Source organism: Microcystis sp. LE19-131.1A (genome assembly GCF_027532015.1).
GTDB lineage: Bacteria > Cyanobacteriota > Cyanobacteriia > Cyanobacteriales > Microcystaceae > Microcystis > Microcystis ichthyoblabe_A.
Genome location: NZ_JAPZSS010000025.1, coordinates 1 through 14,392, shown reverse-complemented (window position 1 = coordinate 14,392; position 14,392 = coordinate 1). Strand labels below are relative to the sequence as shown.

14 protein-coding genes and 2 pseudogenes are annotated in these 14,392 nt (G+C 44.3%); 4 read left to right on the top strand and 12 right to left on the bottom strand.

The window, feature by feature from the left end:
* Positions 1 to 230: pseudogene (locus tag O9323_RS02275) on the top strand (tetratricopeptide repeat protein); the annotation flags it as partial.
* Positions 231 to 339: 109 nt separating this feature from the next.
* Here the strand turns inward: O9323_RS02275 and O9323_RS02270 are convergent.
* Positions 340 to 471 (bottom strand): annotated as a pseudogene (locus O9323_RS02270) (ISL3 family transposase); the annotation flags it as partial.
* Positions 472 to 763: 292 nt separating this feature from the next.
* Here O9323_RS02270 and O9323_RS02265 point away from each other — a divergent pair.
* Positions 764 to 2,200: an NADP-dependent isocitrate dehydrogenase gene (locus O9323_RS02265; RefSeq protein ID WP_004158424.1), complete on the top strand. Its 1,437-nt coding sequence runs from the start codon at positions 764 to 766 to the stop codon at positions 2,198 to 2,200.
* A gap of 354 nt (positions 2,201 to 2,554) precedes the next feature.
* Positions 2,555 to 2,794, top strand: coding sequence for a hypothetical protein (locus O9323_RS02260; RefSeq protein ID WP_187602834.1), 240 nt, complete (start codon positions 2,555 to 2,557; stop codon positions 2,792 to 2,794).
* Here the strand turns inward: O9323_RS02260 and O9323_RS02255 are convergent.
* From O9323_RS02255 to O9323_RS02215, 9 genes are all read right to left on the bottom strand, one after another.
* Positions 2,768 to 3,259 (bottom strand): hypothetical protein, encoded by a 492-nt coding sequence (locus O9323_RS02255; protein ID WP_004158426.1) that lies wholly within the window; start codon positions 3,257 to 3,259, stop codon positions 2,768 to 2,770. The genes O9323_RS02260 and O9323_RS02255 overlap by 27 nt on opposite strands.
* A 748-nt stretch (positions 3,260 to 4,007) precedes the next feature.
* A complete protein-coding gene (locus tag O9323_RS02250) occupies positions 4,008 to 4,277 on the bottom strand; it encodes a hypothetical protein (protein WP_004158427.1) in 270 nt (89 codons plus the stop codon).
* A 65-nt stretch (positions 4,278 to 4,342) separates the two neighbouring features.
* On the bottom strand, positions 4,343 to 4,726 hold the full coding sequence (locus tag O9323_RS02245; RefSeq protein WP_043998520.1) for a hypothetical protein: 384 nt from the start codon (positions 4,724 to 4,726) through the stop codon (positions 4,343 to 4,345).
* A gap of 455 nt (positions 4,727 to 5,181) precedes the next feature.
* Complete coding sequence (locus O9323_RS02240; RefSeq protein ID WP_043998521.1) at positions 5,182 to 5,586, bottom strand: hypothetical protein; 405 nt, start codon at positions 5,584 to 5,586, stop codon at positions 5,182 to 5,184.
* Positions 5,565 to 5,948, bottom strand: a complete 384-nt coding sequence (locus tag O9323_RS02235) for a DUF433 domain-containing protein (RefSeq protein ID WP_004158430.1) — start codon at positions 5,946 to 5,948, stop codon at positions 5,565 to 5,567. Before O9323_RS02235 ends, O9323_RS02240 begins: the two co-directional genes overlap by 22 nt.
* A gap of 506 nt (positions 5,949 to 6,454) precedes the next feature.
* Positions 6,455 to 6,919: a DUF29 domain-containing protein gene (locus O9323_RS02230; protein WP_149106482.1), complete on the bottom strand. Its 465-nt coding sequence runs from the start codon at positions 6,917 to 6,919 to the stop codon at positions 6,455 to 6,457.
* A gap of 16 nt (positions 6,920 to 6,935) precedes the next feature.
* Complete coding sequence (locus O9323_RS02225) at positions 6,936 to 7,394, bottom strand: DUF29 domain-containing protein (protein WP_004158441.1); 459 nt, start codon at positions 7,392 to 7,394, stop codon at positions 6,936 to 6,938.
* Between the two features lie 43 nt (positions 7,395 to 7,437).
* Entirely contained in the window at positions 7,438 to 8,421 is a 984-nt protein-coding gene (gene msrP / locus O9323_RS02220) for a protein-methionine-sulfoxide reductase catalytic subunit MsrP (RefSeq protein ID WP_288124632.1), read from the bottom strand.
* 85 nt (positions 8,422 to 8,506) lie between these two features.
* On the bottom strand, positions 8,507 to 9,892 hold the full coding sequence (locus tag O9323_RS02215; protein WP_288124633.1) for a cytochrome P450: 1,386 nt from the start codon (positions 9,890 to 9,892) through the stop codon (positions 8,507 to 8,509).
* Positions 9,893 to 10,155: 263 nt separating this feature from the next.
* On the opposite strand from O9323_RS02215, the gene O9323_RS02210 reads away from it, so the two are divergent.
* Entirely contained in the window at positions 10,156 to 10,911 is a 756-nt protein-coding gene (locus tag O9323_RS02210; RefSeq protein WP_103113244.1) for a TVP38/TMEM64 family protein, read from the top strand.
* Between the two features lie 5 nt (positions 10,912 to 10,916).
* Here O9323_RS02210 and O9323_RS02205 read toward each other — a convergent pair whose 3' ends face one another.
* On the bottom strand, positions 10,917 to 11,540 hold the full coding sequence (locus O9323_RS02205) for a ribonuclease HII (protein ID WP_016516176.1): 624 nt from the start codon (positions 11,538 to 11,540) through the stop codon (positions 10,917 to 10,919).
* Complete coding sequence (rne, locus tag O9323_RS02200) at positions 11,537 to 13,708, bottom strand: ribonuclease E (RefSeq protein WP_149106480.1); 2,172 nt, start codon at positions 13,706 to 13,708, stop codon at positions 11,537 to 11,539. The genes O9323_RS02205 and rne overlap by 4 nt, the downstream gene beginning before the upstream one ends.
* Positions 13,709 to 14,392: the final 684 nt, after the last annotated feature.

Here is a 14,392-nt window from a genome sequence, read left to right as displayed (position 1 = left end):
TAGCCTATCAATATCTTAACCAAGTTTTAGATATTGCCCTCGATATTGGAGAAAGATATATAGAACTAGAGACTTTAATTGTTTTGGCAGAATTTGAAGAAAAAACCCATGATCTTAAATCAGCTATTAATCACTGGCAACAAGCCTTACATCTTTCTGAAAAATTAAATATTCTCTCCCATAAAGAGAACTGTGAACAAAATCTAGAAAGGTTGTTAAACCCCAACTAAGTTGAGACTCGTATTATATACATGACTACAATTCCACGGGTACATTCAGAAAAGTTAATGGTTGTATCCATTAATGGATAAGGGGTTTCGGCTCTTGTAGTATATATATTTGATGGCAATTCGGACATTCAATTGTTTCATTTAAAAGAGCGAGCTTTAAGAAAATTGTCTGAGCAGTTTTTTGATAATTGACCCCTGTTACATTCGGTAAATCGAGGAGTTGATCAAAATTTATCCACATAACCCACCTCCTGTTCTGTGTCACCATTATACCATGCTCACACAGAACCTAGAAAAGCCCAATTTTAGGTAAAGTGTCATCAAATTCCTGCGAAGTCTCTTGCCTCATCTCAACAAGCAATTTAAATACGTGGGCAGCTTAAAAAAGTCTTAACTATGGCAGTTATCTTAATGGTGAGGTACGAAGTTGATGCCAGCAAGGGAATCTTTAAGAAATTAGCCAAAATGCCTGAGTATAGATATTGACGGCGCTAGACTGCCAACGTATAGATAAATACTGTTTCTGGAAGCCCATGACTGTCAGCTACGAAAAAATTACCCCACCGACAACAGGCTCGAAAATTACTTTTTCTGACGGAAAACCTCTAGTTCCCGACGATCCCATCATTCCCTTCATTCGCGGTGACGGTACGGGGGTCGATATCTGGCCCGCAACCGCAAAAGTTATCGATGCAGCGATCGCCACAGCCTACGGTGGTCAAAGGAAAATCCATTGGTTTAAAGTCTATGCTGGTGATGAAGCTTGCGAAATCTACGGGACTTATCAATATCTACCCCAAGATACATTGACAGCGATTAAAGAATATGGTATAGCCATCAAGGGTCCCTTGACCACTCCCATCGGTGGCGGCATTCGTTCCCTGAATGTGGCTCTGCGGCAAATTTTTGACCTTTATGCCTGTGTTCGTCCCTGTCGTTACTATGCGGGAACCCCTTCCCCCCATAAAACCCCGGAAAAACTCGATGTCATCGTCTATCGGGAAAATACCGAGGATATCTATCTCGGCATCGAATGGAAACAAGGCACGGAAATCGCCGATAAACTGATTAATTATCTCAATACAGAACTAATTCCCGCCACTCCCGAACACGGTAAAAAACAAATTCCCCTCGATGCGGGTATCGGGATCAAACCGATTAGTAAGACGGGTTCCCAAAGATTAGTCCGCCGGGCGATCGAACGAGCGCTGACTTTACCGAAACCGAAAAATCAAGTTACTCTCGTCCACAAGGGTAACATTATGAAATATACGGAAGGGGCGTTCCGGGATTGGGGTTATGAATTAGCTAAGAGTGAATTCCGGGATGTGTGCGTTACCGAGATGGAATCATGGATCCTGAGTAATAAGGAGAAAAACCCTGATCTGAGCATCGAAGATAACGCCCGCATGGTAGAACCGGGTTATGATGCCCTCACCGACGAGAAAAAAGCCAAAATCTGCCAAGAAGTGACCAGTGTTCTCGATGCTATCTGGGAAACCCACGGCAATGGGCAATGGAAAGATAAAATTATGGTTAACGATCGCATTGCCGATAGTATCTTCCAACAGATCCAAACCCGTCCCGATGAATACTCGATCCTCGCTACTATGAACCTGAATGGCGATTATCTCTCCGATGCGGCAGCGGCGATTGTCGGTGGTTTAGGGATGGGACCCGGGGCGAATATTGGCGATACTTGCGCTATTTTTGAGGCAACCCACGGTACAGCCCCTAAACACGCCGGTTTAGACCGAATTAACCCCGGTTCGGTGATTCTTTCTGGGGTGATGATGTTGGAATACATGGGATGGCAAGAAGCGGCCGATTTGATTAAAAAAGGCATCGCAGCAGCGATCGCTAATCGACAAGTTACCTACGATTTAGCGCGTCTGATGGAACCCCCCGTTAATCCTCCCCTGAAATGTTCCGAATTTGCCGACGCGATTATCTCCCATTTTGGGGATTAATTTTCTGGTTAGGGTAGCCTGAAAACTGCCCTATTTTTCGGAAAATACCCTAACTACCGAGGTCTTGACAAAATAGGAAAAAACCAGAATTCCCCCCTTGATACCAAATTTCTAAATCCATGACAGACATCCAGGCTTGAATGCTTGCCAGGCGTTGTCAAGTTTGAAGATGATGGCGCATCAGAGCAGACTTGAAAACGCTTTAACAGTAAGGCTCTCGTTGTGTCGCAATTCATTCTTCATATTCTGATCTGACAACGCCGTAAGCAATGCCTGAAAGACATCCCCCACATATCCATTCTTTGTCATCAGATAAACCATCACCCATACTATCTTTATATCACGCCCAAAAGCGTGTTAGCCAGATTAGCCCACATCGCACTTAAACCCACAACTTCAATCCATGGGCATGGTGCGTTCCCCAAAATCGATCGCTGGAGCAGTGGGAGTCACATTAGGGAACGCACCCTACAAGATTGGCGATCGCACTACAAGATCGGCGATCACACTGCTAGTAACCTCGATAATCACAATGGCAGCTTTCGGCAGTCCGCTCCAGCCGAATTGTTAGCCTGGGTGATGGGCAACTTTTAATTCTCGTTTTGCACGCCGAATACACCACCTAGCTGGTCGAACCTTGCTGCTGTCACGCAATTCCTTAAGGCGAATCTCAAGTTCACTGAACCTGTTTTTTAGCTCACTTTCATCTGCTGTCTTAGCTGCTTGATAGCCTTCTACTAAGCTTTGTAATGCTTTTATTAATCGGCGGCATTCGGCTTGATGATCATCACACTTAAAACCTGTATGGATTCCTGTAAGAATTGCAGCTACTAGAGATAAGCTGCCGCTAACTAGCTCCCAAGTGACACCCCAAAACTTAGATTGACCGAGAAGTGTAAATCCTGCTATGAGCGGTAACACGATCCCACACCCTCTAGAAAAAGCTCCAAAAGGCTCCAATACCCCAAGCCAAATCTCAAAAGCTCTTTGTTCTACTTTGAGTTCATACTCACGTTGGCTAAACAAGTCTAAAACTCGCTCAATTTGTTCGTGGTTCATCAACTTCCGTAATCCAAAAATAGAGTTTTGTGTTTGCCCGAAAATTTAGACCGTTGACATTTTACCAGTACAACGTATGGACGGGGTGCTGATTGAGCCTGAACCTGATTTACAGATAATTTACCTATTCCTAGTGGATTGATGACTAGGAGCAAACTTAGTAGAAATGCACTGAGAGAGAATAGAGGATTACGGCGAGTTTTCATGAGAGTGAGCTTGTAGGGCTGTAATTTCTTCGTCTAAAGATAAGCACCCTGTAAAAGATTTCATCCATATGTAAGTAATTTCCGGACAAACGCCAAAAGGTGAACTTGTGGCTGCTGTCTCAACCAAGGTCTAGCGGGCTAACGGTCTAGTTATGCTGATTACTGAGTTTGCTTACACTCAATAATATTGAGGTAAAACTTTGTTAACGTCCCCCAATGATCACCCTCTCAATTGATAACTTATAACTGAGATAACATCGTGTTTAAAACTAGGAAACAAACAGCATAAATGAAAATGCCACCAATTTTAGTTGCAATGGAGAATGAACCAAACAGAATAAACATTATCACAGCAACACTGATGATGAGTGCGAATATGAGTTTAACTTTTTTAAACATTTTAAATATTTCCATTCATAACTCCCAAAGACTAAAGCTACTACAACGATAAAACTCATTGGTAGTGTAGTTGGATTACTCTAACTACACTATCTTTTACTCATCCGATGTAATGCACTCGGACTGGTAAACTTGGAACTTTTCTAGAAGAGATTTCTCAAGAAGACAAGAAATTCATCTCCATATGTTCCTAATAATTTTTTCAGCCCAGGAACGTCAATGTCTTTGCCAGCTTGCATCAGTTGATGATGAAGTTGCAAAATTAGAAGATCATCTTTATCAACATCCTTATCCCCATCTTTATCAAACTTTTTAATAAACTTTAGGCGGGCATCATTAAAGTCAAAGTCACCGTCACCATCCTCATCAAGCATCTTCAATGCCGCACTTTTTATATCATTAAAGTCAATCATTTTTGCCTCTGCAATACTTTTAGGTTTTTAATAGAACTTCTGAGCATCAAAATCAATTTTGTAGTCTAGCCGCTACCTCCTGAAGTATTCTTGTCTTCATCTTTGGATGTGTCTGACTTCTTTTCTTCACGTTTAGCAGATGTTACTTCATTAAAAAAGAAGCCTGTCACAGCAGCAGCAAATGGAGTCAAGAATGAGTAAAGACTTTTCGCGGTACTATCAACAGATGTAATACCTTTCTGTATATTATCAACCTCCTCTTTGCTACTCTGAGTTCCAGGCTGAACCCCAGAAATCTTGTTGCTTAGTTGAATGACTACACCTAAGTGAAAACCTATTACAGTAGCTGTTCCCGACCATAGTATTATCGCCATTAATCCTGAAATTAAAAGCTTGAAATTTGTATCTGGAACCAGATTTGTAATTTTGATGTCAGGCTTCATATTCATATGGACATTACTCATATACGCTGGGAAGCATAACTACATATTATAGGTCAACTTTCCGTATAACACTCTTGAAAGTAACAATATGTGGAAACTTTCCGTATATCACTCCATTTAGGCGCAATCGCCAGAAGTTTTCCCTATATAACGCCCAAAAGCCTGTTAGCCAGATTAGCATATTGCCAAAAACCTTGTTTAACTAAATTCCTGACAATTAGGCTCATTCTAGCGATGATTCCTATGTCTGACCGCACCCCTTGACAAAAATTTATAATTATTAGACCTTTAGCGATCGCTATCGGGGGATAGTTGTTTTTTGTTACAGCAGTATGGAGAAGGGAGCGGGTTTTTCAAGTTGGATTGGCAGTTAATCATACTATTAAAAACCGATTCAGTATAAAGACCCCGTTATGCCGTGTCCCTATAGATAGACTTCAACGGCTCTAGCATTCGGCGCGTCACGGAATGAAAATGCGTCTTGCGCCTTGATAATCTTCAATATCAACTACAATATCAACCAAACGGTTAACGCAACGATCTCGATAATCTGGCTCGGCAAGTAGTCGCTCAATATTACCGATTGTCACGACGGGTAATGATGTGGGGGTATTTTCCTCCCGCATCACTTGCTCCAGGGAATCTTTGCCTTTCATACTTCGGTTAGCGGTGATCAGGATCATCTGATTGGCTTGGGCATACCGCCAAACAACACGATCATCGCTCGTGACAGCTAACCCAACTTCTTCAAACAGAATAAAACGAATCGAGATCAGGTCAAGCCAACCACTCGCAGCAAGGACTCCGGCGAGGACAAGAGAATGCCCTCGTAAGTTATGATCAACTAGAAAATTCCTGCCCGTGATGCCAACTTGGCTTTTTCCGCTTGAAGTTTTGCTCGAATGGCTTCTGTGCCAGGTTTTGGCGGCTTAGCAGCAATACGGGCAACTCGCTCACGATTTTGCTCTTCATAGTATAGTCGGAGTTCTTCAGCTTCTTTGAGAACTTGCTGGTACTCAGCTTCCACATCCGCACGATGAGCCTCAATATAAGCCAGGGCAGTGTTAATTTGCTCTTCCGTCAGATCAAATAATCCCTGAATGAACTTAGGTGGATATTGAGCAGTCACATAATCCATTACATCATAGAGGGTGATGCGGGTTCCTGCGATTGTCAGTCCTCGCTCTGTACGAATGATAGCGGTTTGTTTATTTGATGCGAGCGTCATAGCTATAGTCTCAGTCTTTCACCATCTCATTCCATATTACCGCATGAAAAAGTAAGGTGAGCAAACGCCCACCCTGACTACTAATTCGCAAGCTCTTTAATCCTCAACCCAGACTTTCAAAATGTATTTCAGCCTCGTTCCTGCATCTAGCCAGTAGTGAACTCCAATATCTGGCAATTCAGTATCATTTGTGTGAGCATCACCAGGCCCCGTACTACACGATCGGCGATCAAATTTAGACCACAGCTTCAATCAATGGGCATGGTGCGTTCCCCAAAATCGATCGCTGGAGCAGTGGGAGCCATATTAGGGAACGCACCCTACAAGATCGGCGATCTGCTATGCAGTGCCTTCGGCATCGCACTGACAATTAGGCTCATTCTAGCGATGATTCTTCGATCTGACCGCACCCCTTGACAAAAACTTACAATTATTCGACCTTTAGCGATCGCTATCGGGGGATAGTTGTTTTTTGTTAGAGCAGTATGGAGCAGTCTAACTGATGGCTATATTTCCAGATTATCGCCCACAGGAAACCAATCTTCATCGAGAATTTGTTCAAGGGAACCAATGGGAATAACGGGGAAAGTATCGAGGGGTAATTGAGAGCGGTCACTGGCATTTTTTCGGGCTGAAAGATAACATTCATCGAAAATTTCTAAAAGATAGGGTTTCAGACTAGGACTATCTTTAAGTTCATCTAATATATCGAGACGAAAAGTTCTAATCTCTCCCTTCCAGTGACCTTCGTTTCTCTCTCTTTCTGCCGCCCAATATTTGAGCTTAAGTAAATGTTCTAATAATCGGGTTAACAGACTTTTAATTGTGCGCTTTTCACTCCTTCCCATACTTGCTAATTCCTCCAGTAAATTGTCTAAATCTACCCGCTCAAACTGTCTGGCTTGCAGTTGATTAATAGTAGTTCTAATCCAGAGATAAAAGTCTTCTTCGTACTGGGTTTTATTATCCATAATTTACCTCTATATATTACTCGTGGTCATTAGTAGGAAACCAATCTTCATCGAGAATTTGTTCAAGGGAACCAATGGGAATAGGGGGGAAAGTATCAAGAGGTAATTGAGTTCTAACTTGAGCCTCTTTTCTAGCAAATTGATAGCATTCCTCAAAGATTTCCAGAATATAGGGTTTCAAACTAGGGCTATCTTTAATTTCTTCGATTATTTGTCGGCGAAAGTTGAGAATTTCTCCCTTCCAGTGACCCTCATTTCTAGATTTTTCTCCTGTCCAGTAGGTTAGTTTCAGCAAATGTACCAGCAATTGAATCAAAAGATTTTCAATTTTGCGTTTTTCACTCCTCCCCATACTTGCTAATTCCTCCAGTAAATTCTCTAAATCTACCCGCTCAAACTGTCTCGCTTGCAGTTGATTAATAGTAGTTCTAATCCAGAGATAAAAGTCTTGTTCGTACAGAGTTTTATTGTCCATATATACTTAGTTAAACTGAATAAAACGAGGATAATCATCAAAATTAACTATACAAACTAGCCACATATTCACCGTAGCCATTATAGGGCAGGGTTTCGATAATTTCCCAAGATAAATCACTTCTACTGCCGATAAATTTCTCCGTTGCTTGCGACCAACGGGGATGGGGTTTACTGGGGTTAACATTAGCCTCAAAATCGTATTCGTGAGCGTCAATTGTGTTCCAGTAGGTGGCGGGTTGTTTGGCGGTAAATTCAATTTTTACTATCGATTTTGCTCCTTTAAAACCGTATTTCCAAGGAATAACCATTCGCAAGGGTGCGCCGTGTTGTTTGGGTAAATCATGTCCGAAAATTCCCACGGCAAAGAAAGCTAATTCGTTGGCCATTTCTTCAATTCTTAAACCTTCTGCATAGGGCCAGGGTAAGGCTCCTAAATGTAATCCTGGCCCCTGGGTAATTTCTGGATCATAAAAGGAGGTAAAACGGACGAATTTTGCTTCGGGTTTTGGTTCCACTGCCGCAATTAAAGCAGCCATGGGAAAACCAAGCCAAGGTAAGACCATTGACCAAGCTTCCACACAACGAAAACGATAGATTCTTTCTTCGAGAGGAAAGGTTTTTTTAATAGTATCTATATCGTAGGTCTGGGGATTTTTTACCAATCCTCCCACTTCTACCATCCAGGGATTCGTCGGTAGTTTCTGCGCTTTTAACCAGATATTTTTCCCCCCTCCGAACTCATAAAAATTGTTATATTTCCCCGCTACAGTTTCGGCAACTACGGGACGATTTACCGTTAAAAACTGCGGATTTTTGCTGAACCCTTCAATTTTAGGTAATTGCAAACTTTTTTCTAAAGCTTCCGAGGAGGAGGATTTACCACAAGAAGTTAATAATAGGGAACTCCCCGCAATTCCTGCCCCGATTAACCCCTGTAAAAAGCGACGACGGTTAAAATAAACACTTTCAGAAGTAACTTCATTTTCGGAAATTTGCCAAGATTTAGCTAAACGAATTAAGACCATAATTATCCCCAATTTTATTGACAAAAAAGCAGAGTTATGATATGGGATACCACAACTCTGATTGTACAATATTTTGTCAGTTTTTTTAAGAAATTTCGGCGAGCATGGGGGCAGTCACCAGAGGTTCCCGTCGTCCTTTTAAGACCATGGGAACTCCTCGCGAGGGAGCAAGGGTGACACCGCGGCGACTGGGTTTTTCAGGGGTATTATTAACTAGAGTTAACTGATAATTGGCCAAAATTGTGGCGATAGCGATTTTCATCTCGTAGATAGCTAAAACTTCCCCGATACAACGACGCGCTCCACCACCAAAAGGCATATATTCGTAGGGGGTGAATTGTTTTTCTAAAAAGCGTTCTGGTTTAAAAGTATGGGAATCGGGGAAAGTTTGCTCGCGGTGGTGGGCCAGATAAATACAACCCATAAGAATTGTCCCTTTTTCTAAAGGATAACCATCTAGTTCTACCGGTTTTTCCACTACTCGCGGAAAAGTTAACATTCCCACGGGATGAATGCGTAAAGTTTCCGAACAAACTGCCGAAAGATAGGGTAATCGAGTTATGTCAATGGGGTTAGGATTATCTCCTAAAGTGGCTATTTCTTGGAGAATTTTTGCTTGAATTTCTGGATAGCGATGAGTCCAGTAGAGCGCCCAAGACATAGCAGTGGCTGTGGTTTCATGACCTGCGAATAATAAGGTCATTAATTCATCGCGCAATTCCTTATCGCTCATCGGGTTGCCTTCTTCATCCCGGGCCGACATCAGTAGTGATAAAATATCGGTACGATTGGGGTTAGGATTAGCTTTTCTTTCGGCAATTTCTGTATAGATAATATCATCAATTTTTGCTTGGGAACGCTGGTATTTTCCCCAGGGACTCCAAGCACCCAAATCAGCCTGCAAAATTGGGAAAAATAACAAAGAAACCATCACCGGAGAGTTAAAAATATCGAGCATTTCAGCCAGAATTTTTTTCAGGGTTTGATAACGTTCCCCTTGACTAATTCCAAAAACTGCCTCCATAATTACTTGTAAAGCAATCGCTGTGGTCGCTGAACGGGCCTTAAAAGGTTGATTTTCGGGCAATTCTGCCATTACTCTTAGGGTAATATCGCGGATTAAATCGCCGTAGAAACGCATTCTTTCCCCGTGAAAAGGTGGCAATAAAAGCTGACGGCGTTTTTTGTGGATGTCTCCGTCTAACATGATGACGGAATAATCACCAATAATCGGGGCAATAATCCGATTGGTTTCCCCCGGTGCCGAAAATTTTTTACGGTCATTAGTTAAAATTTGTTGTAGGGCTGAAGGACTACTGACAAAGATAAAATTATCTACAGTTAAACCCACTTTTGCGCTAAAAATATCGCCATGCTTGCGGGCGGCATTTTCCATAAAAGCTACGGGATTAATGATCCATTGTGCCATTTGCAGGAAGGTGGGGACTTTGACTTCGGGGAGGATTTTCATAGATTGATTGCTATATCCAATGCTAATTATTTCTAATTGTGACATTTTTTCCCCAGAGACGGCAAGGTGTAATATCAAGTAAACGGCAAAAATTACCCGGCTGTTGCTTGTCTTATCTTCTCAGAAAGACTGGGATTTTCTGGGAATTTTTAGGATTGGCTTTCTGGTCTAAACAATGATAATCGGGGTAGAATAACCCCAGTTCTATTTAATTCGCTTCTGTAGTTCAATCTCTTTTTTTTCATTCCTTATAGGGACTTTTTATGATTATTTCCAAGTTTTTGCCCTCGGAAAAAACTGTGATTATCAGGCATTTGCTGTTATTAACTACATTTAGCCTTGTTTTTCTCCTGACTACTCCCCCCGCTTTTGCTGTTGAATCCAGTGCCTCCACTGGTTTTAATCCTCAAACTATTCTTTTCCATGCCTTAACTTGGGTGGATAGTTTGGGGGCTGTGGGAGCGATCGCGTTTATAATTATCTATATTCTAGCTACTGTGGCCTTTTTTCCCGGTTCAATCCTGACTTTAGGGGCTGGTGTAGTTTTTGGCGTGGTTTTAGGCTCTTTTTACGTCTTTATCGGGGCAACTATCGGCGCTACTGCCGCTTTTTTGGTGGGACGTTATCTGGCTAGGGGGTGGGTGGCGGAAAAAATTCAAGGTAATAATAAATTTCAAGCTATCGATGAAGCTGTGGGGAAAGAAGGTTTAAAAATAGTGCTTTTAACCCGTTTATCTCCCATATTTCCCTTTACTCTGCTCAATTATGCCTATGGTGTCACCGGGGTTTCTCTGAAAGATTATCTAATAGGTTGCGCGGGCATGATTCCGGGGACGATAATGTATGTCTATATTGGCTCTTTAGCGGGCAGTCTTGCCACTATCGGGACCTCGGCACCAGCCACTAACCCAGTTTTATTATGGACTATTCGCCTTATTGGTTTTATCGCTACCGTTGCCGTCACCCTCTACGTCACAAAAATTGCCCGTCAGGCCCTGGCATCAGTTCTCAGTGAGTAAACCCCTCAATCGCCATCCCCACCCCACTCCGTCCTTGGGTGGGGACTGACGCGGATTTGTTGACAGGGACTAAAAGAGAGCCGGTGCTGAGAAGTAAGTCCATGGTTGCCAATCGCTTCTAGGTGTTGAGCAGTGCCATAACCCTTGTGACGAGGGAGGCCATAATCGGGATAGCGTCCGTGCCAACGAGCAATTAAGTCATCGCGCCAGACTTTGGCCACGATACTAGCCGCCGCAATTACCGGCGATTGTTGGTCTCCCTGAATTACCGCCTTTTGGGGGATTGACAAATCTTTAATAATGTGCTTGCCATCGATCAAACAGAGACTGGGGGAAAGGGGTAATTTCCCGATAGCTCTGCTCATTGCCAGTAGAGAGGCATGAAGAATATTCAAGCGATCGATCTCTTTCACCGTAGCATAACCGATGCGACAAACAAAATCCCGTTGTATTTGCTGGCTCAATTTTTGCCGTTTTTGGGGGCTAAGTTGCTTACTATCCTTCACCCCCAACTCCCACAGCTGCGGAAAACCAGAGGGGACAGTGACCACTACCGCCGCCACCACGGGGCCAAATAAAGCCCCGCGCCCCACTTCATCGACACCAGCAATTAAGGGTTCTGCGCTCATGACTCATCGACAGTGGCGGAGGAACGACGACGACGACGACGCAGCACCGCAGTTTCAGCCTCTACTTGTGGCTCCTCCGTCACCTCGGCGCTCACCGGGGTTTCTAAAGGAATGACTTCGCCGAGAAAAACTGGAGTTTCGGGCGCAATCGGTTCGGGCGTAAAACTCGCTGGCGGACTAGCTTCTTGGTTGATTTCCTGACTAACTTCGCTAGTGGTGGAACGACGACGACGGCGCACCAAGGAACGATTTTCGGCTTCCTCGCCAGTTTCCGTCGCCTCTATGGGGGCGGTGGCGGCTGTGTCCTCGGCCTCTAGGGTAGGAGTCAAGGATATTTCAGGAGTGGCAGCCGTTTCTGGGTTTTCCGCTTCCCTTTCCCCTGGCAGTTTCACGGAAACAATCACCGATTTCGGGTCTTTAAACTCCTTATCCACGAGAATCAGGGGAGAAATGCCCATTAAAGAATAAACTTCCTGTTCTACGGGGGTCATTTCCACGGAAACCCGCTCCCGTTCGGTGACGGGGATATTTTTGCCAGCACTGGCATCTTCTCCTCGTTTCGAGAGACGGGCGGGGCGTTCTCGTTTTTCCTCAAGGCGTTGGGGTTCTGATTCCGGCTCGATTTCGTTGTTAACACCGTTAGTAGAGGCTTTTTCGCCCCGTTCCTCTTTGAGTAACAGTTCCGAGGGACGACGACGACGGCGACGACGAGAATTATTAACCTGTTCTTGATAGTTGGGATGGAAGGAAAGATCTATATCTTGGGCGTTTTCTTCGGCCTCAAATTCGGAGAAAACTTCTAGATAGGGTTCGGCCGCCGCAACGCTAGGAGCGCTCTTATCGGGTAGAACTTTTGTATTAGTCGTGGCGATGACAAGGGTTTCTTTTTCCGCGCGGCTAAGGGTGGGGGTTTCCAGGGCGATGGCGTTGCCTTCTCCGGGTAGATGGGCTAAATGGCCCAGTCCGCCGCAATGGTCACAGGTTTTGCCGAATAATTCATAAATGTTTTTCCCCTGACGCTTACGAGTTAATTCCACTAACCCCAATTCCGATAATTGGGCAATCTGGGGCCGGGCTTTATCGCTTTTCAGGGCTTTATTAAACAATTCCAGCAGTTTCAACTGGTCGCGACGGGAATCCATATCGATGAAGTCCACCACCACCACACCGCCGATATTTCTCAAGCGCAGTTGTCGAGCGATTTCTGTGGCAGCCTCGCTATTAGTCCAGAGTACGGTTTCCCGGGCCGTGGCCGAACGGGTAAAGGAACCGGAGTTAACATCAATTACCGTTAAAGCTTCCGTCGGTTCGATGATAATGTAGCCGCCGGAGGGTAAATCAACCCGGGGTTTCAGGGCCTCGCGAATGGCGGCGTTAACCCGGAAATAGTCGAGAATTGGCTGGGTTTCCCGATGGGAGTCGATATAAACCCCTTCGAGAGCTTTGCCGCCGCCCCAGTTCGTCAATTGCTGTTTAACTCGTTTTACCGCCATCGGGTTATCCACAACAATGCGATTGACATCGGCACTGTACATATCCCGCAAAACCCTTTGAATAAAGTCATCATCGCGGTTCAGCAGGGCCGGGGCGCGGCTGCTGACGGCCATCTGTTGGATGCTCTCCCACTGTTTTTGCAGAAATTCCAAATCCTCGATAATCGCCTCTTCCGCTTTACCTTCGGCCTCGGTGCGTACCAGCAACCCCATCCCTGCCGGTTTGACCAAAATCCCTAAAGCTCGTAAACGGGAGCGCTCGTCTTCACTGCGGATGCGACGGGAAAGATTCACCCCGCGACCATTGGGCATCAATACCAGATAACGACCGGGGAGAGTGACATTTCCCGTTAGTCGCGGTCCTTTATTGCCAGTGGGTTCTTTCATTACCTGTACCAGCACTTTTTGCTGGGGGGCCAGTAATTCCGTGATAGCACCGGCGGTTTTTTTCAGTCTTAGGGGACCCAGGTCGGTGACATGGATAAAGCCATTGCGTTCCGCATCGCCAATATTGACGAAGGCTGCATCTATCCCGGGGATGACGTTTTCTACTAATCCTAGATAGATGTCGGCCACCTGTTGATTACCTGTGGCTACAACTAATTCCTGAATTTGATCTTCCCAAAAAACAGCCGCTATATGGTGTTGTTCGGCTATGATTATTTGTTTTGGCATTCAATTTCCTCAATCTTTCGGTTTCAAAAGCGACGGACCATGGGCTATTTGTCTATGCTTTGAGGCTACTTCCGGAAATCTGGTCTTGTTAAGAAAGTTCTAAGAAGATGAGTCCGCATCGTTAAAGCCTCATCTTGATATTCATCTGCCCCCCAGACGTGGGAACTGAGTCTTGGTTTCAGTTGTTAAGTCTGTTTGGCAAGTGCCGGCTTGACCCACAATTGGACAAGCACAGCCAGGAGACGAGATTTTCAATTAATCCCTGAGTCTTGCTCGATAACAGCATTTTTTATCCGTTTCCGCCGGTTCTGTCTATCAGAATCTAGGAAAAAAGGAGTTTTTGAGTTACTCCCCTCGGCAACAGGTTTCTGTGGAAGGGAAAATAGCGCACTTTTCGATTTTCCAAAAACCACGATTCTTTTAAGAAATGCTTTAATCGAGTCTTATAGACGACTATAACTCACTCGGTCACTCTCTGACAAGACGATAATCGGGGAAAAATGATCGATTAACAGTTGACTGGAGATACTGACCATAAAGCACTAAGGGACTTGCGTGGGAATAATATCCCAGCTTTGAAAATCGCTCTGTAGAAGAATCAGACCGGCCAGATGGCATATTATCAAAGCGCAAGTCCCTTAGCTGCGGAGGCGCTCGAAGGCTCTCCCCCTACTTAGAGTGATC

What these genes read in the sequence shown, in the direction of transcription:
- O9323_RS02215 (WP_288124633.1), bottom strand. Translation starts at nt 9,892, where the DNA reads ATGAAAATCCTCCCCGAAGTCAAAGTCCCCACCTTCCTGCAAATGGCA.
- O9323_RS02250 (WP_004158427.1), bottom strand. Translation starts at nt 4,277, where the DNA reads ATGATTGACTTTAATGATATAAAAAGTGCGGCATTGAAGATGCTTGAT.
- O9323_RS02245 (WP_043998520.1), bottom strand. Translation starts at nt 4,726, where the DNA reads ATGAATATGAAGCCTGACATCAAAATTACAAATCTGGTTCCAGATACA.
- O9323_RS02205 (WP_016516176.1), bottom strand. Translation starts at nt 11,540, where the DNA reads ATGAGCGCAGAACCCTTAATTGCTGGTGTCGATGAAGTGGGGCGCGGG.
- O9323_RS02255 (WP_004158426.1), bottom strand. Translation starts at nt 3,259, where the DNA reads ATGAACCACGAACAAATTGAGCGAGTTTTAGACTTGTTTAGCCAACGT.
- msrP (WP_288124632.1), bottom strand. Translation starts at nt 8,421, where the DNA reads ATGGTCTTAATTCGTTTAGCTAAATCTTGGCAAATTTCCGAAAATGAA.
- O9323_RS02265 (WP_004158424.1), top strand. Translation starts at nt 764, where the DNA reads ATGACTGTCAGCTACGAAAAAATTACCCCACCGACAACAGGCTCGAAA.
- O9323_RS02225 (WP_004158441.1), bottom strand. Translation starts at nt 7,394, where the DNA reads ATGGACAATAAAACTCTGTACGAACAAGACTTTTATCTCTGGATTAGA.
- O9323_RS02230 (WP_149106482.1), bottom strand. Translation starts at nt 6,919, where the DNA reads ATGGATAATAAAACCCAGTACGAAGAAGACTTTTATCTCTGGATTAGA.
- rne (WP_149106480.1), bottom strand. Translation starts at nt 13,708, where the DNA reads ATGCCAAAACAAATAATCATAGCCGAACAACACCATATAGCGGCTGTT.
- O9323_RS02235 (WP_004158430.1), bottom strand. Translation starts at nt 5,948, where the DNA reads ATGACGCTCGCATCAAATAAACAAACCGCTATCATTCGTACAGAGCGA.
- O9323_RS02210 (WP_103113244.1), top strand. Translation starts at nt 10,156, where the DNA reads ATGATTATTTCCAAGTTTTTGCCCTCGGAAAAAACTGTGATTATCAGG.